General features: G+C 72.1%; 23 protein-coding genes. 11 read left to right on the top strand and 12 right to left on the bottom strand.

Annotated features, from left to right (window positions below; genetic code table 11):
* Positions 1-43 precede the first annotated feature (43 nt).
* The gene (gene ald / locus ACFOY2_RS47195) at positions 44-1,159 is read right to left on the bottom strand and encodes an alanine dehydrogenase (RefSeq protein WP_379534705.1); all 1,116 of its coding nucleotides are present in this window, start codon (positions 1,157-1,159) and stop codon (positions 44-46) included.
* A gap of 148 nt (positions 1,160-1,307) precedes the next feature.
* On the opposite strand from ald, the gene ACFOY2_RS47190 reads away from it, so the two are divergent.
* Entirely contained in the window at positions 1,308-2,282 is a 975-nt protein-coding gene (locus ACFOY2_RS47190; RefSeq protein ID WP_379534704.1) for an excalibur calcium-binding domain-containing protein, read from the top strand.
* Positions 2,283-2,408: 126 nt separating this feature from the next.
* Here ACFOY2_RS47190 and ACFOY2_RS47185 read toward each other — a convergent pair whose 3' ends face one another.
* The gene (locus ACFOY2_RS47185; RefSeq protein WP_379534703.1) at positions 2,409-2,642 is read right to left on the bottom strand and encodes an EF-hand domain-containing protein; all 234 of its coding nucleotides are present in this window, start codon (positions 2,640-2,642) and stop codon (positions 2,409-2,411) included.
* Complete coding sequence (locus ACFOY2_RS47180; protein WP_379534702.1) at positions 2,611-4,827, bottom strand: molybdopterin cofactor-binding domain-containing protein; 2,217 nt, start codon at positions 4,825-4,827, stop codon at positions 2,611-2,613. The genes ACFOY2_RS47185 and ACFOY2_RS47180 overlap by 32 nt, the downstream gene beginning before the upstream one ends.
* Positions 4,828-4,922: 95 nt before the next feature.
* Between ACFOY2_RS47180 and ACFOY2_RS47175 the strand changes: the two genes are divergently transcribed.
* The 5 genes from ACFOY2_RS47175 (at position 4,923) to ACFOY2_RS47155 (ending at position 11,374) form a co-directional block, all read left to right on the top strand.
* Complete coding sequence (locus tag ACFOY2_RS47175; RefSeq protein ID WP_379534701.1) at positions 4,923-6,422, top strand: helix-turn-helix domain-containing protein; 1,500 nt, start codon at positions 4,923-4,925, stop codon at positions 6,420-6,422.
* A gap of 372 nt (positions 6,423-6,794) precedes the next feature.
* Positions 6,795-8,078, top strand: coding sequence for a helix-turn-helix domain-containing protein (locus tag ACFOY2_RS47170; RefSeq protein WP_379534700.1), 1,284 nt, complete (start codon positions 6,795-6,797; stop codon positions 8,076-8,078).
* Positions 8,079-8,122: 44 nt separating this feature from the next.
* Positions 8,123-8,734, top strand: coding sequence for a copper resistance CopC family protein (locus tag ACFOY2_RS47165; protein WP_379534699.1), 612 nt, complete (start codon positions 8,123-8,125; stop codon positions 8,732-8,734).
* On the top strand, positions 8,731-10,767 hold the full coding sequence (locus tag ACFOY2_RS47160) for a cytochrome c oxidase assembly protein (RefSeq protein ID WP_379534698.1): 2,037 nt from the start codon (positions 8,731-8,733) through the stop codon (positions 10,765-10,767). Before ACFOY2_RS47165 ends, ACFOY2_RS47160 begins: the two co-directional genes overlap by 4 nt.
* 208 nt (positions 10,768-10,975) lie before the next feature.
* A complete protein-coding gene (locus ACFOY2_RS47155; protein ID WP_379534697.1) occupies positions 10,976-11,374 on the top strand; it encodes a sensor histidine kinase in 399 nt (132 codons plus the stop codon).
* Here the strand turns inward: ACFOY2_RS47155 and map are convergent.
* On the bottom strand, positions 11,361-12,209 hold the full coding sequence (gene map / locus ACFOY2_RS47150; protein WP_379534696.1) for a type I methionyl aminopeptidase: 849 nt from the start codon (positions 12,207-12,209) through the stop codon (positions 11,361-11,363). The two genes, ACFOY2_RS47155 and map, sit on opposite strands and share 14 nt — an antisense overlap.
* Positions 12,210-12,214: 5 nt before the next feature.
* On the opposite strand from map, the gene ACFOY2_RS47145 reads away from it, so the two are divergent.
* Positions 12,215-12,421: a hypothetical protein gene (locus ACFOY2_RS47145; protein WP_379534695.1), complete on the top strand. Its 207-nt coding sequence runs from the start codon at positions 12,215-12,217 to the stop codon at positions 12,419-12,421.
* 46 nt (positions 12,422-12,467) lie between these two features.
* On the opposite strand, the gene ACFOY2_RS47140 is transcribed toward ACFOY2_RS47145, so the two are convergent.
* A complete protein-coding gene (locus ACFOY2_RS47140) occupies positions 12,468-12,719 on the bottom strand; it encodes a CBU_0592 family membrane protein (RefSeq protein ID WP_379534694.1) in 252 nt (83 codons plus the stop codon).
* A gap of 17 nt (positions 12,720-12,736) precedes the next feature.
* The gene (locus tag ACFOY2_RS47135) at positions 12,737-13,315 is read right to left on the bottom strand and encodes a hypothetical protein (RefSeq protein WP_379534693.1); all 579 of its coding nucleotides are present in this window, start codon (positions 13,313-13,315) and stop codon (positions 12,737-12,739) included.
* Positions 13,316-13,478: 163 nt separating this feature from the next.
* Here ACFOY2_RS47135 and ACFOY2_RS47130 point away from each other — a divergent pair, with 163 nt between their 5' ends.
* Positions 13,479-14,621, top strand: a complete 1,143-nt coding sequence (locus tag ACFOY2_RS47130; protein WP_379534692.1) for a lipase family protein — start codon at positions 13,479-13,481, stop codon at positions 14,619-14,621.
* Between the two features lie 58 nt (positions 14,622-14,679).
* Complete coding sequence (npdG, locus tag ACFOY2_RS47125; RefSeq protein WP_379534691.1) at positions 14,680-15,333, top strand: NADPH-dependent F420 reductase; 654 nt, start codon at positions 14,680-14,682, stop codon at positions 15,331-15,333.
* A gap of 178 nt (positions 15,334-15,511) precedes the next feature.
* Here the strand turns inward: npdG and ACFOY2_RS47120 are convergent, their stop codons facing one another.
* The 6 genes from ACFOY2_RS47120 to ACFOY2_RS47095 are packed head-to-tail and all read right to left on the bottom strand — an operon-like array spanning position 15,512 to position 20,950.
* Positions 15,512-16,117, bottom strand: coding sequence for a response regulator (locus tag ACFOY2_RS47120; protein ID WP_379534690.1), 606 nt, complete (start codon positions 16,115-16,117; stop codon positions 15,512-15,514).
* Positions 16,114-17,205 (bottom strand): sensor histidine kinase, encoded by a 1,092-nt coding sequence (locus ACFOY2_RS47115; protein ID WP_379534689.1) that lies wholly within the window; start codon positions 17,203-17,205, stop codon positions 16,114-16,116. Before ACFOY2_RS47115 ends, ACFOY2_RS47120 begins: the two co-directional genes overlap by 4 nt.
* 8 nt (positions 17,206-17,213) lie before the next feature.
* Entirely contained in the window at positions 17,214-17,921 is a 708-nt protein-coding gene (locus tag ACFOY2_RS47110; protein WP_379534688.1) for an ABC transporter permease, read from the bottom strand.
* Complete coding sequence (locus tag ACFOY2_RS47105) at positions 17,918-18,796, bottom strand: ABC transporter ATP-binding protein (protein WP_379534687.1); 879 nt, start codon at positions 18,794-18,796, stop codon at positions 17,918-17,920. The genes ACFOY2_RS47110 and ACFOY2_RS47105 overlap by 4 nt, the downstream gene beginning before the upstream one ends.
* 45 nt (positions 18,797-18,841) lie before the next feature.
* Positions 18,842-19,528, bottom strand: coding sequence for an alpha/beta hydrolase (locus ACFOY2_RS47100; RefSeq protein WP_379534686.1), 687 nt, complete (start codon positions 19,526-19,528; stop codon positions 18,842-18,844).
* Positions 19,529-19,540: 12 nt separating this feature from the next.
* Entirely contained in the window at positions 19,541-20,950 is a 1,410-nt protein-coding gene (locus ACFOY2_RS47095) for an aminotransferase-like domain-containing protein (RefSeq protein WP_379534685.1), read from the bottom strand.
* Between the two features lie 59 nt (positions 20,951-21,009).
* On the opposite strand from ACFOY2_RS47095, the gene ACFOY2_RS47090 reads away from it, so the two are divergent.
* Positions 21,010-22,173, top strand: coding sequence for a trans-sulfuration enzyme family protein (locus ACFOY2_RS47090; protein ID WP_379534684.1), 1,164 nt, complete (start codon positions 21,010-21,012; stop codon positions 22,171-22,173).
* A gap of 27 nt (positions 22,174-22,200) precedes the next feature.
* Positions 22,201-23,118 (top strand): serine/threonine dehydratase, encoded by a 918-nt coding sequence (locus ACFOY2_RS47085; protein WP_379534683.1) that lies wholly within the window; start codon positions 22,201-22,203, stop codon positions 23,116-23,118.
* Positions 23,119-23,277: the final 159 nt, after the last annotated feature.

The raw sequence follows: 23,277 nt of genomic DNA, 5'->3' as shown, positions 1-23,277 counted from the left end.
CCCGCACAAGCGCCCGTCAGCCGCCCGGCTGACGGGCGCTTCGTCAATTCAGCACGTCCTGCGGCGGCGTCCACTCCAGCCCGTGGGCCTCGGCCACGGGGCGGCTGGTCAGCCGGCCCCCGTGGGTGTTCAGGCCGTGCGCCAGCGCGCGGTTCTCGCGCATGGCCTGCCGCCAGCCCAGATCGGCGATGGCCAGCGCGTACGGCAGCGTCACGTTCGTCAGGGCGAAGGTCGAGGTGTGCGGCACCACGCCCGGCATGTTGGCCACGCAGTAGAAGATCGACTCGTGCACCCGGTAGGTCGGGCTCTCGTGCGTGGTCGGCCGGGAGTCCTCGAAGCAGCCGCCCTGGTCGATCGAGACGTCCACCAGCACCGAGCCCGGTTTCATCCGGCTGACCAGGTCGTCGCTGACGAGCTTGGGCGCCTTGGCGCCGGGCACCAGCACCGCGCCGATGACCAGGTCGGCCTCCAGCACCGCGCGTTCGATCTCCAGGGTGTTGGAGGCGACGGTCTGGCAGTGGCCCTGGTAGATCAGGTCGGCCTGGCGCAGCTTGTCGATGTTCCTGTCCAGCAGCACCACCTCGGCCTGCATCCCGAGGGCGATCGCGGCGGCGTTCATGCCGGAGACCCCGGCCCCGATCACCACGACGTGCGCCGCGCGCACGCCGGACACGCCGCCCATCAGCACGCCCCTGCCGCCCTCCGAGCGCATCAGGTGGTAGGCGGCCACCTGGGGCGCCAGCCGGCCCGCCACTTCGGACATGGGCGCGAGCAGCGGCAGCGCGCCGTCGGGGGTCTGCACGGTCTCGTAGGCGATCGCGGTGCAGCCGGACTCCAGCAGGGCGCGCGTGCAGGCTCCCGAGGCCGCCAGGTGCAGGTAGGTGAACAGCACCAGCCCCTCGCGCAGCCGGTGGTACTCCTCCGGCATCGGCTCCTTGACCTTCATGACCAGGTCGCAGGCGGCCCAGAGCATGTCAGCCTCCGGGATCATGACCGCGCCCGCCGCGGCGAAGTCGGCGTCGGGGATCGAGGAGCCCGCGCCCGCCTCCCGCTCCACGTAGACCTGGTGGCCGTGGCGGACCAGCTCGTGCACCCCGGCCGGGGTCAGCGCCACTCGATATTCGCTGTTCTTGACCTCACGGGGAACGCCGACCTTCATGGGCAACTCTTCTCGACTTGCTGCGATCCTGCCCCCATTCTTCCTCCCCCCTCGCGGATGAGCGTGGATCGCCCGGCTGATTACCTCGCTCGCGCCTGCGCTCGATAGGCTCTCCGGCAGCCCGAACGTCAGGATGGGGTCCTCATCGATGGACAAGCCCGAAGAGCCGCAGACCGCGGACCCGGGGGAGCCGAAGGCCAGCAGACTCACCACCATCGTGTTGATCGTCTCGCTGGTGCTCGTCGTGTTGGTCGCAGGGGTGCTCGGCACCATCGCCGTCCTGATGACCAGGAGCCCCGACACGCCCCTCATCGGCGCCACGGCCCCGCAGCGGCTGTCGGTGCCCATCCACTTCGCGCCCGTCAGAGACACCAAGACCGCGCCATGCCCCAACGACCCGGCCGTGCTCGACGCGGAGCAGCGCACGTGCTACCTGCTGGAGGACGGGGTCACGGTCGAGTCCGTGCAGCGCATCGAGGCGGTGCGTGAGAAGGACGGCCTCTACTCCGTGCGCATCGCCATCGCCCCGGCCTTCAAGACGCGGGTGATCGAGCTCGTCGACGAACTGGTGTCCCAGCAGCGCCAGGTGGCGATCGTGCTGGCGCCCCCGCAGCCCGACCAGCCCAAGACCGTGCTGGCCGCGCCCATCGTCACCCAGGCCATGGACGGCGACAGCCTGAGCGTCGCCGGCTACACCAAGGAGCAGGCCGAGGCGCTGGTGGCCCGCCTGCTCGGCACCGCGCCCACCGGCGGGGCCACACCGCCCGTAGGCACGGGCGCCCCGTCCCAGCCCGCCACCCCGCCCGGCACCGACCCTGGCACCACGGGGACGACAGGCACAACGGGGACGACCGGAACCACGGGCACCACCGGGACCACGGGCACGACGGGGACGACCGGAACCACGGGGACCACGGGCACGACGCCAGGAGCAGCGACCCAGCCGGGCGTGACCAACCCGGCCGGAGGCGACCGGCGCACCCCCGACAAGCGCTACACGAGCTGCAAGGAGGCCGTGGCCGCCGGCGACGGCCCCTACTCCCGGGGCACCCACGAGGAATACTCCTGGTACACCGACGTCGACAACAACGGCGTGGCCTGCAACAGCGGCGACATACGCTGACCGAACGGCTCCTCCGGCCCGTCGATGCCGAAGCAGGCCAGGAAGATCAGCCAGTCGGCCGCGCACCTCACGACGGCGGTGCCCCGCCGGGTGAGCTCGAAGAAGCTGTCCCGGCGGGGAACAAGATCACGCCTTTTCGTGCCGTCCGTGACCCACCAGGCCGACGAACTCCTCGAGCCCGATCGTTCCGTCTCCGTCGCTGTCGGCGGCGGTGATGAAGTCTTCGATCTCGCTCTCGGACGCGCCGTGCCCGCCGAGCGCCTCGTTGGCCTTCCTGATCTCTTCGGCGGTCAGCAGGCCGTCGCCGTCGGTGTCGAAGCGCCGGAACTCAGCCTCGGCCGCTTCGCGCGCGGTTGCCATCGGTAGCCCCCCTTGTCGTGCCGGTATCGAACAGGGCGATATCTTCCGGCCTAATCGGAACGCGAGTCAACCGGAGCCCGGTCGCCGCGCGGACCGCCGCCGCGATGGCGGGGGTGGAGGACAGGGTGGGAGGCTCGCCCGCGCCGCGCAATCCGTACGGGGCGGCCGGGTCTGGATTTTCCAGGATTTTCAGTTGCATGGGCGGCATGTCGAGGATGGTGGGAATGAGGTAGTCGGTGAACGACGGGTTCAGCACGCGGCCGTCGCGGATCTGGATCTCCTCCATCAGCGCCAGCCCCAGCCCCTGCGCGGACCCGCCGTGGATCTGTCCCTCCAGCGCCTGTGGGTTCATGATGTGGCCCACGTCCTGCACGGCCGCCAGCTCGACCACCTTCACCAGGCCCAGCTCCACGTCCACGTCCACGACCGCCCGGTGCACGCACAGCGCGAGCTGCGTGTGCGAGTCGCCCTGCCCGGTGACCGGGTCCATCGGGTACGTCGGCCGGTGCCGGAACTCGCGCGTCTCCTCGATCGGCCCGAACCGCTCCAGCGCCTCCCGCGCGGGCAGCCCCTTGAACCGCTCGCGCACGGCCTCGCAGGCGGCCTTGACCGCGCCGCCGGTGACGTACGACTGGCGCGAGGCCGACGACGAGCCCGCCGAGCCGACCGCGGTGTCGGCGGTGGCCACGGTGACGTGCTCGACGCCCAGCTCGGAGCGGGCGATCTGGGCCTGGATCGTCACCAGGCCCTGGCCCACCTCGGCCGCCGCCGTGTGCACGGTGACGTGCGGCTCCCCTGCCATCAGCTCGGCCCGCACCCGGGCCGTGGAGAAGTCGTCGAAGCCCTCGGAGAAGCAGATGTTCTTGATTCCGACGCCGTAGCCGACGCCGCGCAGCACGGACTCGCCGTGGGTGGTCTGGGAGACGCCGCCCGGCAGCGCCCGCAGGTCCTTCTCGGCGGGGGCGGGCAGCGGCATGGCCTCCAGGTCGCGCAGCATCGCCGCGAGCGGCGCGGGCGAGTCGATGAGCTGGCCGGTGATGAGCCGGTCGCCCTGGGAGACGGCGTTGCGCACGCGGATCTCGACCGGGGACAGGCCGCACGCCTCGGCCAGGCGGTCCATCTGCGACTCGTAGGCGTAACAGGCCTGGACCGCCCCGAACCCGCGCATCGCGCCGCACGGCGGGTTGTTGGTGTAGACGCCGGTGGCCTCCACGCGCACGTTCGGCACCACGTACGGGCCCACACCCAGCGAGGCCGCGTTGCCGACGACGGCGGGGGAGGAGGAGCAGTAGGCGCCCCCGTCCAGCAGGATGTCGGCCTTGACGTAGACGAGCTTCCCGTCGCGGGTGGCGCCGTGCTCGTAACGCATCCTGGCCGGGTGGCGGTGCACGTGGCCGAAGAACGACTCCTCGCGGCCGTAGACGATCTTGACGGGGCGGTTCAGCCGCAGCGCCAGCATGCAGGCGTGCGCCTGCATGGACAGGTCTTCGCGGGCCCCGAACGCGCCGCCGACGCCGGACAGGGTCAGGCGCACCTTCTCCGGCGGCAGGCCCAGGCAGGGGGCGAGCTGGTCGCGGTCCACGTGCAGCCACTGGGTGGCGATGTAGAGATCCACGCCGCCGTCCTCGGCGGGGACCGCCAGGCCCGACTCCGGGCCCAGGAAGGCCTGGTCCTGCATGCCGACCTCGTACTCGCCGGTGACGACCACCTCGGCCTCGAACGTGTCGCCCACCCGCACCGGCTGGCGCCTGACGACCTCCCTGGCCTGGCGGGGGTCGGTGATCGCCGGGCGCACCTCGTAGTCGACGACGATGGCCGCGGCCGCCCTGCGGGCCGTCTCGGGGTGGTCGGCGGCCACCAGCGCCACCGGCTCGCCCTGGTAGCGGACCTGGTCGATGGCCAGCACCGGCTGGTCCTTGTGATCCAGGCCGTAGAATTTCTCGCCCGGCACGTCCTCGTGCGTCAGGACGGCGAGCACGCCCGCCGTCCGCAGCGCGGGACCCACGTCGATCGAGCGGATCCACGCCGACGGATGCGGGCTGCGCAGCGTCACGCCCCACACCATGCCGTCCAGCCACAGGTCGGAGGCGTAGGCGAACTCGCCGGTCACCTTCAGCGTCGCGTCGGGACGCCGGGCGCTGACGCCCACGCCGCTCAGGGCCGTGCCGACCTGCGTCTCCGTCATCCTCCGAGTAGAGCACCGCGGCCGGGCCGCGTCCTATGCGCATCACGTGAAATCCCGGTCAGCGGTTGGCCGGGCGGGCTTGTATATTCCTCCAAGTGCGCATCAGTGACCTGCTGGACCTCGACGAGCTGCGCCTGACCCTGCTCACCGGCGACCCCGCCCGCGAGTTCACCACCGTGCACATCACCGACCTGCCCGAGCCGGGCCGCTACCTGTCCGGCGGCGAGCTGGTGCTGACGGGGCTGATGTGGCGCCACGAGCCGGAGGACTCCGCCCGGTTCGTGGCCGCGCTGGCCGAGGCGGGGGTCGCCGCGCTCGGCGCGGGAGCCGCCCTGCTGGGCCACGTGCCCGCCGACCTGGTCGCCGCCTGCCGGGCGGCCGGCCTGCCGCTGGTCGAGGTGCCGACCGAGGTCTCCTTCCGCACGCTGGCCGAGCGGGTCGTGCCGCGCCTGGCGGGCGACGTGCGCGACGCGCTCGGCCGCCACCGCAGGCTCGTCGCCGCCATCGCCGAGGGCGCCGACCTGCGCGAGCTGTTCGAGCTGACCGCCGCCGAGCTGGGCGTCACCGGCGCCGTCCTGTCCGCCTCGGGCGAGGTGCTCGTGGGCGCGGCCGACGATCCGCCACGCCTGGCCAGGGCGTACCTGACCGCGCCCCGCCTGCCCGCCCGCGTCGGCGGAGTCACGCTCTTCGCCGTCGGGCGCGGCCACCGGGCCGCCGGATGGGCGCTGGCCTGCGACGGCGACCTCCTCAGCCGGGCCGACCTGGGCTACGAGCTGGCCGCCTGCGTCGGCCTCGAACGCAGCCGCATGGAGGAGGGCCGCAGGGTCGAGCGCCGCCTGGCCGAGCAGCTCATCGTGGCCGCGCTGGCCGAATCCGACGCGGCCGAGCTCAACGCCAGGCTCAGGACGTGCGGGATCGACGCGGCGCAGCCGTACGCGATCGTCAACGCCACCGCGCTCAGAGCGGGCGCCACCCGCGGGCCCGACCCCGCCACGCTCGGTGGCCAGGTCGTCGAGGAGTTGCTCGGGCGCGAGGTGGTGGCGGCAGCAGGAGCCGACGGCGCGGTCGCCGTCGTGCCGCTGCGCGAGCGCACCGCCGCCGACCTGGCCGGACGGCTGCGCGCCGGGGCCGAGGTGCTCGCCGTTCTGCCCGACACCCGCCTGTGTGTCGGCGTGAGCGGCGCGCTGACCGGGGCCGCCGCCGTCAAGGGCGGAGTGGAGGAGGCGGGGCACGCCAGGCGGCTGGCCGAGGCCCGCTCAGGCGGCGTCGTGACCAGCGACGAGATCTACACCCATGCGCTGCTGCTGGCCACGGTTCCGGGAGACGTGCGCCGCTCGTTCACCGCCCGGCTGCTGTCGCCGCTGCTCGGCTACGACCGCAAACACCAGTCGGAGCTGGTGCGCACGCTCGGCGTCTTCCTCGACTGCGCCGGATCGTGGAACGCCTGCGCGGAACAGCTCCACGTGCACGTCAACACGGTGCGTTACCGCATCCGCAGGATCGAGGAGCTGACGGGCAGAAACCTGTCGACGATGGCCGATCGCGTCGACTTCTTCCTGGCGCTCAGGGACACGGGCACGCCGCCCTCTCGGTGACCCGGGCGGCCTGAGCATGGTGATGAGCGGCTCCGGTTACCGCCGGAACCGGCAGGGGCAGAGGGGGCACACGGTGACGAGGATGTTACTCGTCGTCCCCAAGTCGTCCTCTCGTGGGCACAGTGCGGTGTCGCGCCCTTGAGGTAGGGCGTATGCCCCCCTTCTGCCGGGCTTACCTCAGCAGCAGTCGCTTGAGTCCTGGTTCATGTTGTAGGGAGACGTTTCGGCACCGGCGGCCGTAACATTGGCTCCGACGGTCACCGCGACGACTACCGCGGCGACCAGTGCGGACAGAGCAATGCGCATTCGCATGGGGGTTCTCCCTCGCCTATGTGGGTTGCTCGAACTTTATCTTCTCAGGGAGCGACGGCTGTGACTACATCTGACCTGGTCGGACTCCGCATTAAGACGGTCCGGCGACAACGCGGCCTGTCACAGGCACAGCTCGCGCATCCCGAGCTGTCTGACAGCTACGTCTCGTTGATCGAGAGCGGCAAGCGTACCCCGACTCCTGCTGTTCTGGAGCTTTTGGCCCAGAAACTGGACTGCTCGCTGTCCTACCTGATCAACGGCGTCACCGCCGAGCAGATGGAGGACATCGAGCTGGCTCTCGGCTACGCGCGGCTGGCCCTCGAGAACGGCGAGGTCACCGAGGCCCGCACCCGCTTCACCGAGCTCCTGGCGAACAACAACCTGACAGGGCTCACCACCCTTCGTCAAGACACGAAATTCGGGCTCGCGCTCGCGACCGAGGCGTGCGGCGAACTCGACGAGGCGATCTCCATCCTCCTCCAGCTGCGCGAGGAGGAACTGCCCCAGGAGCGCCGCATCGAGGTCGCCATGGTGCTGTGCCGCGCCTACCGCGACAGCGAGCGGCTCACCGAGGCCGTCGAGGTGGGGGAGCAGATGATGGGCGGCAGCGCCCGCCTGCCCTGGAGCGACCCGCTGGTCGAGCTGGCCGCCACCCTGCTGTCGGCCTACATGCACCGCGGCGACCTGCTGCGCGCCCGCCAGTTCGCCGCCGAACTGCTCAACGCGGCCGACGCGCTCGGCACGCCGCGCTCCATCGTGGCCGCCAACTGGATGGCCTCCAACGTCGCCTACAACACCGGCCACAACGAGGAGGCGCTGTCGTTCGCCGAGCGGGCCATGGCGGTGCAGCTGGAGAACGGCCACCCCCGCAGCGTCGCCAGGATGCGCCTGGCGCTGCTGCAGCAGCGGCTCAAGGCCAGGCCCGCCGAGGCCGCGTCCCTGCGTGATGCGCTGCGGGCGGCGGTCGCCGAGTTCGAGCAGACCTCGACCAGCACGGTCGACAAGGCCCGCGTCCACATCGAGCTCGCCTACGCCGAATACATGAGCGGCGACTTCGACAAGGCCGCCGAGCACGCCATGCTCGGCAGGAGCCTGGTCCCCGAGTTCGGGCACGTGCTCGGGGCCGAGGCGGGCCTCCTGCTCGGCCGGGTCCACGGCGCTGTCGGCCGCTCGCAGGAGGCCGACAGGCACGTCACGTCCGTGCGCGACTGGCTGACGCCGCTGCCCGACTCCCGCCGATCGGCCTCGACCTGGTACGCCACGGCCGAGACGCTCGAGCAGCTCGGCGACGCCGAGGGCGCGGTGGAGGCCTACGAGCGGGCCCTGGTCTGCGCGGGGCTGTAGCGGCTGTCAGGACCGGGCACCGGCCTGGGTAGCCTTGAATCGTCATGAAGAGATCCCCGCTCGCGGCCCTCACCGCGATTCTCGCCGCTCTGCTGGTGCTCGGCACCGCCGTGCCCGCCCTGGCGCACGACGCGCTCAAGAGCAGCTCCCCGGCCAAGGACGCCACGGTCAAGACCCTCGACGAGGTCAGGCTCGAATTCACCGCGAAGGTGCGCATGCCATTCGTGATCGTGCGGGGTGCCGGTGACGCCCGGCACGAGAGCGGCGGGCCCGAGAGCGACGGGGCGGTGGTGACGCAGGCGCTCGACGGGCCGCTGGCCGACGGAGAGTACACGATCGCCTACCGGGTCGTCTCCTCCGACGGCCACCCTATCGAGGGCGAGATCCCGTTCACGGTGAAGGGCGCACCGGCGCCCAGCCCGAGCGAGTCCCTCTCGCCGTCGGCCACGCCCGTTCCCGAGCAGGCAGGTTCCGCCCCCGCGGCGGCGGCGCAGGACAGCTCGGCCCCGTCGGCCGCCGCCACCTCGCCCGCGGCCGTCGACACGGCCTCGGCGGAGCAGGGGGTGGCGTTCCCCGTGTGGCTGATCATCGTGATCGGCGCGCTCGTCGGCATCGGCATCGGCTTCCTGCTCAGCGCCCGGGGCAAGAAGCGATGAGCGGCCCGCGCGTGGCCAAGGAGCCCGTGGACGGGCAGGGCGCGCAGAGCGCGGTCATCGGCAGGGCCGCGCGGCTCGCGCTGGCCGGCGCCGCCGTCGCGATCGTCGCCCTGGTGCTCGGCATGATCGTCGGAGGCCGGGCGTTCCCGAGGATCATCCCGGGGCTGCCCGACTCTGGGGCGGTCGTGCGGTGGGGGCTGCCGCTGTCCAAACTCGCCATGGACGTGGCCGGCGTGGTCACCGTCGGCCTGCTGCTGATGGCCGCCGCGCTGCTGCCCAACGACAAGGGTGTGCTCGGCAGGACGGCCGTCCAGTACGTCAAGGCCGCCTCGTGGGCGGCGCTGACCTGGGCCGGCGCGGCCTTCCTCGCCATCGTCTTCGGCGCCGCCGAGTCCATCGGCAGGACCGTGCCCCAGATCCTCGAACGCACCATCCTGACCAGCTACGCCACCCAGACCACGCAGGGCGTGGCGCTGACGCTCGTGGTGCTGTTCGGGGTGGCGATCGCCCTGTTCTCGCGCGGCGCGATCACCGCGGGGGCGGCGGCGGGGCTGCTGGTGTTCGCCCTGGTGACGCTGCTGCCCGCGCCGCTCACCGGGCACACCTCCTCCTCGCCCAACCACGACCTGGCCACCTCCTCGGTCTCGCTCCACCTGCTCTCGCTCGCCCTGTGGGTGGGCGGCCTGGCCGTCCTGGCCCTGCACGCCGTCCGAGGGCAGCCGCAGCTCGAGGTGGCCGCGGCCCGCTTCTCCCGGATGGCGCTGTGGTGCTACGCCGGAGTGGGGCTGTCGGGGGTGTTCGCGCTGGTCGCGCGGCTGGGCTCGGTGTCCGACCTGTGGGCCTCCGAGTACGGCCTGCTGGCCTTCGCCAAGATCGTGGCCTTCGTGCTGCTCGGCTACGTCGGCTACTGGCATCGGCAGCGCACGCTGGCCGACCTGGAGGCGGGCCGGCCGCGCGCGTTCACCCGGCTGGCCGGCGGCGAGATGCTCCTCATGCTCGCCACCATGGGCGTGGCCGCGGCGCTGTCGCGCACGCCGCCGCCCGAGTTCAGCATCCCCGCCGACCGGGCCTTCGAGCTGCTCGGCTTCCCCCTGCCTCCCGAGCTGACCATCGCGAACATCTTCACGCTGTGGTGGTTCGACCTGTTCTTCGCCGTGGTGGCCGTCGTCCTGGCCGGGCTCTACGGGCTCGGCGTGTACAGGCTGCGGCGGCGGGGCGACGCCTGGCCCTGGGGGTACACGGCGTCCTGGTTCGTCGGCGTCGCGCTGCTGGTGTTCGCCACCCAGAGCGGCCTGGCCAGGTACGCCCAGGTCATGTTCGACGTCCACATGATCGAGCACATGACGCTCTCCATGGTCGTGCCGATCTTCCTCGTTCTCGGCGGGCCCGTCACGCTGGCCCTGCGCGCGCTCAAGCCAAGCTCCCGGCGCGGCGACAGGGGGCCGAGAGAGTGGATCACCACGATCCTGCACAGCAGGTTCACCAAGATCATCACGCATCCCGTGGTCGCGACGTCCATCTTCGTCGCCTCGACGTACGCGCTCTACTTCACGCCGCTGTTCGAGTCGGCGATGAAGGAGCATCTCGGCCACATCTGGATGACCCTCCACTTCCTCCTCACCGGCTGCCTGTTCTTCTGGGTGATCATCGGGGTCGATCCCGGGCCTGGGCGGCTCCCGCATGTCGGCCGGCTGCTGATGCTCTTCGTCACCATGCCCTTCCACGCGTTCTTCGGCATCGCGCTGATGATGACAGGCACCGTCATCGCCTCCGACTGGTACGAACAGCTCGGCCGGTCATGGGGCGACAGCCTGCTGCAGACACAGCAGGACGGCGGGGCCATCGCGTGGGGGTTCGGGGAGATCCCGACGCTCATCGTGCTGCTGGCCATCGCCATGCAGTGGTACAGAGACGACGAGAGGCAGGCGCGGCGCGCCGACCGCAGGGCCGACCGCGCGGGCGCGAAAGACCCAGAACTCGACTCCTACAACGCCTACCTCGCCCGCCTCAACAAGGGTGACAAGGGCGAGTAGCGGTTCGGTCATGGCCGGCTGTCTTCACCCTGCACATCTCCCTACCTGCCGGGTAGCCTTTCTCGCAGGGGAGACGGGTATGACCCCGTCCAGCGTGTGCGGTCCTTGAGGGGGGATGCGCATCGCGCGGTAGGGCGCGCCGGAGTGGGGACCGGCGCGGCGGCCCGGGGTGCCGAGGAAGGCTGAACCAGTGGCGGAAGAGACACGGATGCGCGGGGGCCAGAGTCTGGCGGAGGCGCTTGAGAGCTGTCTCGCCGAATGGTCGGAGCGTACGGGGGTCACGGTCGAGACGTGGGCCTTGCCGGCCACCGACGTGCCCGCGCGCGTCTCCAGCGGGGTCATGACCACGATGCGGGAGGCGCTGTCGAACGTCGAACTGCACAGCGGGGCCCGCACCGTGTCGATCGCCGTGACGGTCGGCAGGGGCGGGCTGCGCATGACGATCAGCGATGACGGCCGGGGCTTTCCCACCTCGGGGGCGGGGCGCGGCATCGCCAGGATGCGGGCCGCGTTCGCCGAGATCGGCGGGAGCCTGTCGGTCAACAGCGTGCACGGCGAGGGCACGACGGTGACCGGGGCGGTGCCCTGGCGGGTCAGGGGAGAGTGAGGATCTCGCTGCCCGTCTCCGTCACCAGGATCGTGTGCTCGAACTGGGCCGTGCGCTTGCGGTCCTTGGTCACGGCGGTCCACTTGTCGGGCCAGATGTCGTAGTCGATCGTGCCCAGCGTCAGCATCGGCTCGATCGTGAACGTCATCCCCGGTACCAGCTCCACCCGCAGCGACGGGTCGTCGTAGTGGGGCACCATGAGGCCGGAGTGGAAGCTCGTGCCGATGCCGTGGCCGGTGAAGTCGCGGACCACGCCGTAGCCGAAGCGCTTGGCGTACGCCTCGATGACCCGGCCCACCACGTTGAGCTGGCGGCCGGGCGCGACGGCCTTGATCGCGCGCATCGTCGCCTCGCGGGTGCGCTCGACCAGCAGCCGCGACTCATCGTCCACCTCTCCCACCAGGTAGGTGGCGTCGGTGTCGCCGTGGACGCCGCCGATGTAGGCGGTGATGTCGATGTTGATGATGTCGCCGTCGCGCAGCACGGTGTCGTCGGGGATGCCGTGGCAGATGACCTCGTTGAGCGAGGTGCACAGCGACTTGGGGTAGCCCTTGTACCCGAGCGTGCTCGGGTAGGCGCCGTGGTCGATGAGGAACTCGTGGCCGATCCTGTCGAGCTCGTCGGTCGTGACGCCCGGCCGGATGTGCTTGCCGACCTCCTCGAGGGCCTGGGCGGCGAGCTTGCCGGCCACCCGCATGCGGTCGATGATCTCGGGGGTCTTCACGTCGGATTCGCCGGTCTTGGGGCGCTTCTTGCCGACGTACTCCGGCCGCTCGATGTGGGCGGGAACCTTTCGCATGGGCGAAACTCGCCCGGGCTGGAGCAGTGTCGTCATGAAACATGAGTCTACGGGGCAGAATTGAGCCTGTGAGCGAAGGCCAGTGGTGGTTCTGTCTCAAGCACATGCGGGTCGAGCCCGACAAGGGCTGCCCCAACAAGGACCGGATGGGTCCCTACGCCTCCGAACAGGAGGCGGCCGGGGCGCTGCAGCGCGCCGCCGACCGCAACAAGGCGTGGGAAGAGGCCGACCTGGACGACGATGACTAGGCGACGATCGCGCAGGCCCTGATCGGGAAGGTGCCCATGCCCCCGGTCATCGGGCCATCCCCACGCGCGCGAGCTTCACCAGGGCGACCACGCCGATGGCGGCCCACACGAGGTTGAGGCCGACCGACGGCCAGGCGGCGCTGTAGGCGCTGTTGATCATCAGCCCGAGTGAGCCCGCCAGGTTGACGAGCTGGTATGCCACACCGTCCGCCGACATGCGCGAGGACGAGACCAGCGCGTAGCCGGTCAGCAGCAGGGCGGCGCCGATCCAGCCGACGGCCGAGAGGAGAAGATCCATGGCGGCAATTGTCGCGCTCAGTCGGTGTACTGCGGGCCGCTGACCTTCTCCAGGAGACGGGCCAGGCGCGCGCGCAGGCCCGGGCGCCGCACCGGCTCGCCGGCCGCCGCGCTCACCAGGTGCTGGGCCCCGTCGAAGGTCACCAGCCCGTCCTTCGGCACCGCGATCGAGTCGTGCGCCAGCCCCGCCAGCTCGGTGTCGCCGCCCCCGATCGCCAGGATGGTCGCCCCGGTGCGCCGTGCGTCGTCGACGCGTTCGAGCAGCGGCACCGGCGCCTGCTGCTCCGACAGCACGAACAGGGTCTCGCCCTTGGCCGTGTGCTCCAGGCGTTCGAGGCCGACGCGTAGATGGGGTGGCGCGTCGGCGGGCGGCGCCCAGCGCACCAGCGTGGGCGTGAGCTGCGTCAGGCCGGACAGGCGGGCCTCGTCGCCGAGGTGGGCGGTCAGGTGCCAGGGCTCGTCGTCGGGCGTGCCCACCAGCAGCAGGCCGCCGGGCGAGCGGGTCGTGCGCAGGGCGACGCCCAGCTCGCGGGCCTGCTGGAGCCAGCCGGTGTCGGCCAGGAGCTCGCGCAGGAGTGCCACCGATCCCGAGTCCATGTGTTCCATGGTGCCTGACGCGCACGCCCGGGGTGGCTGATTCGCGAGTGATGGACGGTGTGTTTCCCCATCATTTCGGGCCTTGACATGGAGTTACTCCCGGGTAACGATCCTCTCGCGGCGCCGCCGTCCCAAGGGTATTCCTCACGGAGAGGGGCGGCACATGACCTTACGTGTGCGCGTCAGCATGTCCATGATCCTGTTATCGATCATCTCCCTCGTCGCGGCCCCGGCCCACGCGGCGGCGCCGGGCGACGTGGTCTCCGCCCGGTCCACCACCGTCTACCTCCTGCCGGGCAAGCTCCTGGAAGTGCCGGTCAACGCCTGGCACATCCTGTACAACTCGACCTCCGCCACGGGCGCGCCCAACACCGTCTCGGGCACGCTGCTGGTGCCCAAGAGCGGTTACCCGCTGGGTGCCCGCCCCATCGTCGGGTACGCCGTCGGCACGCACGGCCTCGGCGACCAGTGCGCCCCCTCGGTCAGCATGAGCCAGGGCAAGGAGGCCGAGCTCGCGCTGGTCAGCCTGTTCCTGCTCAAGGGGTTCGCGGTGGCGATCACCGACTACGAGGGCCTCGGCACGCCCGGCAGGCACACCTACATGGCCGGGATCTCGCAGGGGCACGCCGTGCTCGACTCGATCAGGGCCGCCATCCGCGTGCCGGGATCCGGCCTGTCGGACCGGGCGCCCGTCGCCGTCATGGGCTACTCCCAGGGCGGCGCGTCGGCGGGGTGGGCCGCGCAGTTGCAGCCCGCGTACGCGCCGGAGCTCCGGCTGAAGGGCGTGGCCGCGGGCGGCGTGCCCGCCGACCTGCACGCCGTGGCCGACCACCTGGACGGCGGCCCCGACTTCGGCCTGGGCGCCGCGGCGGGCATCGGGTACGACGCCGCCTACCCCGAACTGAACCTCGACGCCGACCTGAACGCCCGGGGCCGCGCCCTGCTCGACGACGCCGCCGACGACTGCGTGGGCGACCTCGACAAGCTCGCCGGGCTCAGCTTCGCCGACCTGAGCCCCGTCGACCTGCTCAACCAGCCCAAGTGGCTGGCGCGGCTCGGCGAGAACCGCCTCGGCGCGATCGCGCCGAAGGTGCCGATGTTCCTCTACCACGCGCGCGGCGACCAGATCATCCCGCTGGCGGTGGGATCCACACTGCGCTCGGAGTACTGCCGGGCCGGAGTGAAAGTGCGCTGGACCACCCTGCCCGCGCCCGATCACGTCACGGGGGCCGTCGAGGGAGGGCCGCTGGCCATCGAGTGGCTGGCCCTGCGCATCCTCGGCCTGCCCGCCTCCGGCAACTGCTGAGCTCGGCCGCCGGCCGGGCCCCCGCCATGGCCCGGCCGGCGGCTGGCATGATGCAGGTATGACTGAGCTGAACGGGCTTTCCATCGCCATCCTTGGCGGCACCGGTGACCAAGGGAAGGGGCTGGCGCGGCGGTTCGCGCTGGCGGGGCACCAGGTGCTCATCGGCTCGCGCAGCGCGCAGCGCGCCCAAGAGGCGGCCGACTCGATCGGCGCGGGCGCGGGCGGGGGCGAGAACGCCGACGTCGCGGCCCGTGCCGACATCGTGATCGTGGCGGTGCCGTACGAGGGGCACAAGGCGCTGCTGGAGTCGTTGCGCGGCGAGCTGGCCGGGAAGATCGTGATCGACTGCGTGAACCCGCTCGGGTTCGACAAACAGGGCGCCTACGCGCTGCCCGTCGAGGAGGGCAGCGCGGCGCAGCAGGCCGCGGCGGTGCTGCCCGACAGCCGGGTGGTGGCGGCCTTCCACCATGTGTCGGCCGTGGTGCTCATGGACCCGGCGGTCGACAAGGTCGACCTCGACGTGCTGGTGCTCGGCGACGACCGGGAGGCGACCGACACGGTGCGGGCGCTGGCCGAGGCGATCCCGGGGGTGCGGGGCGTGTACGGCGGGCGGCTGCGCAACGCGCACCAGGTCGAGGCGCTCACCGCCAACATCATCTCCGTCAACCGCCGCTACAAGGCCCACGCGGGGCTGCGCATCACCGACATCTGAGGTTGGGGCACCTGAGGCACTTGGGGCATCTGAGGCATTTGGGTATTTGAGGCTATTGAGGCACCTGGGGCATCTATGGCGCGCAACCGGCCTCCTCGGCTCGGCAGGCGCCTGCAACAGGGCCTCCCCGTCCTCGGCGGGCGCCTGCTACGGGCCTCTGCGGCTTGGCGGGCGGCTGCTACAGCCAGCCGGCGTCCTCGGCGATGCGGATGGCGTCGATCTTGTTGCGGGCGCCGGTCTTGGTGATGGCGCCGGTCAGGTAGTTGCGTACCGTGCCGGGCGACAGGTGCAGGCGGGCGGCGATCTCCTCGGCCGCCTCGGCCGCCGCGCCCTGCCGCAGCACGGTCGCCTCGCGTGGCGTCAGCGGGCTCTCGCCGTACTCCATCGCCGAGGAGACCAGCTCGGCGTCCAGCACGCGCAGCCCGGCGGCGGTACGCCTGATCGCATCGGCCAGCCGGTCGCCGGGGGCGTCCTTGACCAGGAACGCCTCGATGCCCGCCGCCAGCGCCCTGCGCACGTGGCCCGGCTGGCCCATGGCCGTGAGCACCAGGATCCGGCAGGACGGCAGGCGCTCGCGCAGCGTGGCGGCGGCGGTGATGCCGTCGAGGACGGGCAGGTCGATGTCCACGACCGCGACGTCGGGCCGGACCTCCATGGCCGAGGGCACGATCTCGTCGCCCCGGGTGACCTCCGCGACCACCTCGATGTCGGGTTCGAGGCGGAGCAGGGCGGTGAGGGCGGCGCGGATCATGTGCATGTCCTCCGCCAGGAGCACCCTGATCACGCGGCCACCTCCATGGCCAGCAGGAAGCCGCCGGCGCCGGTCGGCGCGGCGGCGCACGAGCCGCCCGCCTGGGCGGCCCGCTCCGCCAGCCCCGTGAGACCGCCGCCCGCGGGGCCTGCCTCGGGGGCGGCGCCGTCGTTGGCGACCTCCAACCGTAGCCGCCCGCCGTGCAGCGACGTGGTGATCGTGCAGGTCGTGGCCCTGCTGTGGCGCAGCACGTTGGTGACGGCCTCGCGCACCGCCCAGGCCAGCGCCTCCTCGGAACGTCTCGGCAGCGGCGTGTCGGCCAGGTGGGCCTGCGCGCCGACGCCCGACGACTCCAGCAGCGCCATCGCCCTGTTGACCTCGCCGGCCAGCGACATCGCCCGATAGCCCCTGGCGACCTGCCGGACGTCCTGGGCCGCCTCCCTGGCCACCTGCACCAGCTCGCCCACCTCGGAGCGGGCCGAGGCGGGGTCGCGCTCCATGAGGCGGGCGGCCAGGTCGCCCTTGAGCGCGATCGCGGTCAGGCTGCGCCCGAGCCCGTCGTGCAGGTCACGGGAGATCCGCAGCCGCTCCTTGAGCACCGCCGCGTCCGCCAGCTCGGCCCTGGCCTCCTCCAGCTCGGCCGTCACGCGGACGAAGCGCACCAGGGCGTAGATCATCGCACTCGTCGTGGGCACGGTGGCCAAGTAGAAGAAGGTGAGCACAGAGCCTTGCAGGCCGAACATCATGGACAGGCCGATGCCCTCGTACACCATCATCAGCCCCACCAGCGCGCCGCCCCAGCCCAGCGGCAGGAACACCAGCACCGTCCCGGCCAGCAGCGGCGCGGTCACCCCCGACATGCCGCCCGGCAGGAGGACGTCGGGCAGGTAGGTGGCGACCGCCTGGAGCACGAGCGTGGCAGGGAAGCGGGGCGGCCGCTCGCCGCGCAGCCCCGCCCGCATGTTGAGATAGTGGGTGCCGACGACCGCGACTATCGCGGGCACGGCCATCAGGCCCCAGAACGTGTCCTGCACGAAGTACGTCAGCGCGACCATCGTGTAGACGACGGAGACGGCCGTGATGAGGCCGCCGGCGAGCCTTCTGGCGGAGGAGGAGACCACGGCCACGATTATGACCTGCGCGGTTCCCAGCGGAACCACCGCAGGGCGACCAGCCCCACGACCGCCCAGACGGCCAGGTTCAGGGCGGGCAGCGCCGCCTCCCCGGTCCTGACGGCGTGCACCACGGCCGAGGTGGGCAGCAGGTCGAGCGCCGCCTGCAGCCACGACGGCAGCGGGATCGGGCCCATCGCGCCGGCGGCGACCCCGGCCGCCAGGAAGACGGGCATGGTGAACGCGGCCGCCAGTTCCGTGCGCGGGATCACGGCCGTGTAGGCGGCGCCGAGCAGGGACGACACCACCGCGCCCGCGACGGCGGCCCCCGCGAACAGCAGCGGGTTCTGCGGCAGCGCGACGCCCGCCAGCCGCACGGCCACCGCGCACACCGCGATCAGCACCACCGTCTGCGTGGCCGTGCTCGCGATCTGGCCGAGCAGGATCTGGGCGTCGGTCAGACGGCCGGCCCGCAGCCGCTTGAGGACGAGCTGGTCGCGGCGCGTGGTGAGGGTGACCACGATGTTCATGAACGCGGTGATCGACAGCAGGATCGCCAGCGAGCCCTGGAAGATCGCCGCGGCGGCGGAAGGGCTGACGACCTGCCGCATGAGCAGCGGCATCCCCACGGCCAGCCCGACGGGCGTGACCACCGAGGCGAACAACATGGGCTTGTCGCGCCAGAACAGGCGCGTGCCGAGGCGGTAGGTGGCGGTCAGGCTCATCGCACGCTCCCGAGGAAGAGGTCTTCGAGGGTGGCGGGGCGGACCTCCAGGCCCGCCAGCCGCAGGCCACGCCCGGCCGCCCAGGTCAGCAGCGTCTGCGCGGCCAGGTCAGGGTCCTGGGCCTGGCAGATCGCCTGGTCGCCGTCCACGGTGACGGGCAGCGGCAGGTCGGCAGGGTCGACGTGGGCGGGCAGCCGGAAGGTCACGCGTCCGCTCTGCGCCGCGAGCGTCTCGGCCATCCCGCCGGAGGCCACGATCGTCCCCGCGTCCATGATCGCCATGGTGGAGGCCAGGCGCTGGGCCTCGTCCAGGTAGTGGGTGGTGAGCAGGATCGTGGTGCCCTGCCCGGCCAGGTCGCGGATGACGGCCCACGTCCTGGCGCGGGCCTCGGGGTCCATGCCGGTGGTCGGCTCGTCGAGGAAGAGCACCTCGGGTCGTCCGAGCAGGGCCAGCGCCAGGTCGAGCCTGCGCTTCTCGCCGCCGGAGAGCTGGCGCACCCGGGTGCCGGACTTGGCCGTCAGCCCTGCCAGCTCCAGCGCCTCGTCGCGGGGGCGGGGCGCGGCGGTGAAGTCGCGCCAGGTGTCGACGGTCTGGGCGACCGTCAGGTCGGGGAAGAACCCGGCCTCCTGCAGCATGATTCCCACGCGCTGCCTGACGGCCGCGCGGTCGGCGACGGGGTCGAGGCCGAGCACGCGCACGGAGCCCTTGTCGGCCCGCTGGAAGCCCGCCAGCACCTCGATCGTCGTGGTCTTGCCCGCGCCGTTCCTGCCGAGCAACGCGAAGATCTCCCCTTGCGCCACCTCGAACGAGATGCCCTTCACCGCCTCGAACCCCTGGTGGCTCTTGCCGAGCCCGCTCACTTCAATCGTTTTCATGCCTTCCACTGTCGTGGCGGGCGATCTCCGGCGACAGTGAAGAATTCACGACTTCCTGGAGAGCTTGAGCAGCGCGTCCGTGACGCCCTCGGGGTCGATGAGCTGGTGCAGGTGGAGCCCCGGCACGCGGGTCACCGGCCAGCCGCGCCCGGTCGCCTGCTCGGCCACCCCGTCGTACGGCGGGCCGAACCACAGGAACGAGCACCGGACGTCGTCCCACCCGGCGGGCACCGGGATGGGCTGGGTGTAGAAGCCGAGCGGCAGCCGCGGTTGCTCGCCCGCCACCCGCACCCGCATCGCGGGGTCGGGCAGCATGGCCACCACGTCCTCCTCGTCCCACCAGTCCGTCCAGCGCGGCAGCACCCCGTCGGGGCCCGCCAGGCCGCGCAGGAACGGCAGGAACGTCTCCTCGGCGGCCTTGATCAGCCCGGCGCGCGGCGGCAGGTGCGCGTCGGCGAACACGCACGCCACCACCTTGTCGCCCAGCCCCTCCTTGATCAGCGGCAGGAACAGCCCGGCGTTGCTGTGCGCGACCAGCACGACGGAGGTGCCGGGGGTGGCCTCGCGCACCGCGGCCACCACCCGCTGCCAGTGCGGCGGATCGCCGGCCGCCACACCGGTCAGGTCTGGCACCACGGCCGCGAACCCGCGGCGCTCCAGCGACTCGGCGACGGGCGTCCAGGTCGACGGCCCCACGGAGGGGCTGTGCACGAGTACGAAGGTCGTCTCCATCCCTCCACCCTGTCAGACGAAGAGGGGGCGACGAGACACCGAACGGGCCGATCCATCGTAGACCGCCCAGGCCGCGGCCAGGTTGTTCACCGCTCGCGAAAGCTCCTGCTCGGAGAACAGGAAGTGCAGCCGCATGTGGTCGGCGTGACCGCCCAGGGGGTCGAACGAGCGTCCGGGCGCCACGGCCACCCCGTGCCTGAGCGCGACCTGGGAGAAGGAGTCGGCGTCGCCGTGCGGGATCCGCACCCACAGCGTCTGGCCGCCGAGCGCCGGCTCGAACGTCCAGGCCGGCAGGTGCGCGCGCAGCTCGGCGCACAGGTGGTCGTGCCGCCGCCGCAACACGCGGACGTGCTCGGCGCGGATCTCCGGCAGGCGGCGCAGCAGGGCGACGGCGGCGAGCTGGCTGAAGACCTCGCCCCCGAGGTCGTGCACGGCCCGCAGCCTGGCCAGCCGCGACACCAGCGGCGCCGCCGCGCGGATCCAGCCCACCCGCATCCCGCCCCAGACGAGCTTGCTCATCGAGCCGACCGTGATCACGTGCTCGCCCCGGCCGAACGCGGCCAGCGGCGCCGGCGTCTCGCCCGAGAAGCACAGCTCGGCCCGGACCTCGTCGTCGATCAGCGGCACGTCGTGCTCGGCGGCCAGCGCGGCCAGCCTGCGGCGTGAGGGGTTGTCCATGACGGCGCCGTCCGGGTTGCGCAGGGTGGGCACGACGTAGGCCAGCGCGGGGCGCTCGCGCAGGTCCGCGGGACGGATGACGGCCGCCGCGTGCCGGAAGACCTCCAGAGCCCCCGGATACGCCGGCGGCTCGACCGCCACCAGGTCGCCCGGCGCGACCAGCAGCCCGGTCAGCAGCGTCAGCGCCTGCTGCCCGCCCGTCGTCACGATGATCTCCTCGGGCGTCGTCGGCAGGCCGCGCCCGGTGTAGTACGCGGCCAGCGCGGCCCGCAGCGCCTGGTTGCCCGCCGGCTGGTAACCCAGGTCGTGGACGCGGGCCAGCCGCGCGCCGGCCTCCTCGTACGCCTCGAACAGCACCTGCGGCGGGTCGAGGGGCGCGGCGCAGGTCAGGAGCAGTACCCCGTCCGGCGGGTGCAGGATGTGCTGCAGCAGCGGGTTGGCCACCACGCCGTCGGCCGTCCGCGTGGCTGGCAGGTCGAGCGGCGCCACCCGGGTGCCGCTGCCCTGGCGGCGTACCACGCGGCCGTCCTGTTGCAGCAGGTCGTAGGCGGCGACCACGGTGCCCCGGCCCACGGCCAGACGTCTGGCCAGCACGCGGTCCGGTGGGAGCGGCTCGTCGGAGGCCAGCACGCCGTCGTCGATCAGCGCCCGCAGCCTGGTGGCCAGCAGCAGGTACAGCGGGCCCCGGCCCGACGCCCACCGGCCCAGCAGGTCGACCAGGTCGTCAAGATTGGCTCCAGCCATGGACCAATTCTGCCGCATTGGCTCTGACCCCGGAGCCCGCTGCGGGACATCCTTGACTCATGAACCCCGAAACGAGGGTCGTGCACATCCCCCTGCCGGCCGTCGAGGACAGCAGGCCGATGTCCGTGCCCATCTACCAGACGTCCGGATTCATCTTCGACGACCCCGCCGTGATGGGCGACGCGATGGGGCGTCCCGACGGCGCGTTCGTGTACGGCCGCTACACCAACCCCACCGTCCGCGCGCTGGAGTCGGCCGTCTCTGGGCTCGAAGGAGGCGCCCACGGGCTGGCCACCGGGTCGGGTATGGGCGCGATCAACACCGTGCTGCTCGGACTGCTCAAGCCCGGCGACCACCTGGTGGCCCAGCGCTCCCTCTACGGCGGGACGGCCGCGATGATCAACGACCTGGTGGACAGGTTCGGGATCACGGTCACGTACGTGCCGGAGAACGAGCCCGACGCGCTGCGCGCCGCCGTGCGGACCGAGACGCGGCTGGTCTACCTCGAGACGATCAGCAACCCGATGACGCTCGTGGCCGACCTGCCCGGAATGTGCGCCGTGGCCAGCGAGCTGGGAATCCTGTCGGTGGTGGACAACACCTTCGCCACGCCCCTGCTGTGCCGGCCGCTGGAGCACGGCGCGGACATCGTCCTCCACTCCACCACCAAATACCTGTCAGGACACACCGACATCGTCGGCGGGCTCGCCGTCTTCGCCGACCCGGCGCTCTACCAGAAGGTCTGGCACTTCGCGATCGAGCTGGGGGCCTCGGCGGAGCCGTTCACGTCGTGGCTGACGCTGCGCGGGCTGCAGACACTGGCGCTGCGCATGGAACGCCACTGCTCCAACACCGAATACCTGGCCACCCGGCTGGCCGCGCACCCGGCGGTGACCGCCGTCCACTGGGCGGGGCTCCCCTCCCACCCGTCCTACGAGCTCGGACGCAAGCTGCTGTCCGGGTTCGGCGGGGTGTTCTCCTTCGACCTGGCCGGCGGGCGGGCGGCGGGGGAGCGGTTCATGGGCGCCGTACGCCTGGCACACCTGGCGCCCTCCCTGGGCGGCGTCACGACCCACGTGCTGCACCCCGCGACGACCTCCCACCGTTCGCTCAGCGTGGAAGAGTTGTCACGCAGCGGCATCGGCGAGGGAACCGTGCGCATCGCCGTGGGCATCGAGCATCCCGAGGACCTGTGGGCCGACGTGCTCCAGGCCCTGTCGTAGCCTTTGTCCGATCCAAGGGGGAAAACGTTGACCACCGTCACCTATGACGACGTGCTGGCCGCCGCCGGGCGGATCTCCGGGCTCGCGCTGCGCACACCCGTGCTGGAGGTCTCTCCCGGGGTGTACTTCAAGCTGGAGACGCTGCAGCACTCCGGGTCCTTCAAGGTGCGCGGGGCCTTCAACCGCATCCTGTCCGCCGGAGAGCTGCCCGGCAGCGGGGTCATCGCCGCCAGCGGCGGCAACCACGGGCTGGCCGTGGCGTACGCGGCCAGGGAGCTCGGAGCGCGGGCCGAGATCTTCGTGCCCGAGGTGACCAGCCCGGTCAAGGTGGCGGGGCTCGAAGCCCTCGGGGCGCACATCACGCAGACCGGGGCCATCTACTCCGACGCCGCCGAGGCCGCCGCCAAACGGGCCGCCGAGACCGGGGCCCTGGTCGTGCACGCCTACGACCAGGGCGAGGTCGTGGCCGGGCAGGGCACGGTCGGGCTGGAGATCATGGAACAGACCGGGGGCGTCGACACCATCCTCGTGGCCGTCGGCGGGGGCGGCCTGGCCGCGGGCGTCACCATCGGCTCATCCGCCGCGCGGATCGTCGCCGTGGAGCCGGAAGGCATCCCGACGCTGCACGACGCGCTGCGGGCGGGGCGTCCCGTGCCCGTCCCCGTGCGCGGGGTGGCCGCCGACGCCCTCGGGGCCACGCAGCTCGGGCGCGTCGCCTTCGAGGTGCTTTCGTCGTCTCGGGTGTCCAGCGTGCTGGTCGGCGACGAGGCGATCGTGGCGGCCCGGCGGGAGTTGTGGCGGCGGCATCGGGTGGCGGTGGAGCACGCGGGGGCCACTGCGTACGCGGCGTTGTCGTCCGGGGGGTACCGGGCGGAGGCGGGGGAGCGGGTGGCGGTCGTGCTCTGCGGCGCCAACACCGACCCCGCCACCCTCGCCATCGGCTGAACGAGGGCCACCGGCTTCATCCGGCCCCGCCTGGTTCCCGTCGCCGTGCGTCCCGACTCATCCACCGCCCCTGGCCTCCGGTCTCTGGACCATCGGCCTCCGGGCATCGGACGTAACGGGCCGTCGGGGTGTCGGAGGGCCGGTGGCCGGGGTGGGGTG

Origin of the sequence: Nonomuraea purpurea, assembly GCF_042650645.1 — a bacterium.
GTDB lineage: Bacteria > Actinomycetota > Actinomycetes > Streptosporangiales > Streptosporangiaceae > Nonomuraea > Nonomuraea purpurea.
The sequence above is the reverse complement of the archived record's forward strand: the minus strand, read 5'-3'. Positions and strand labels throughout refer to the sequence as shown.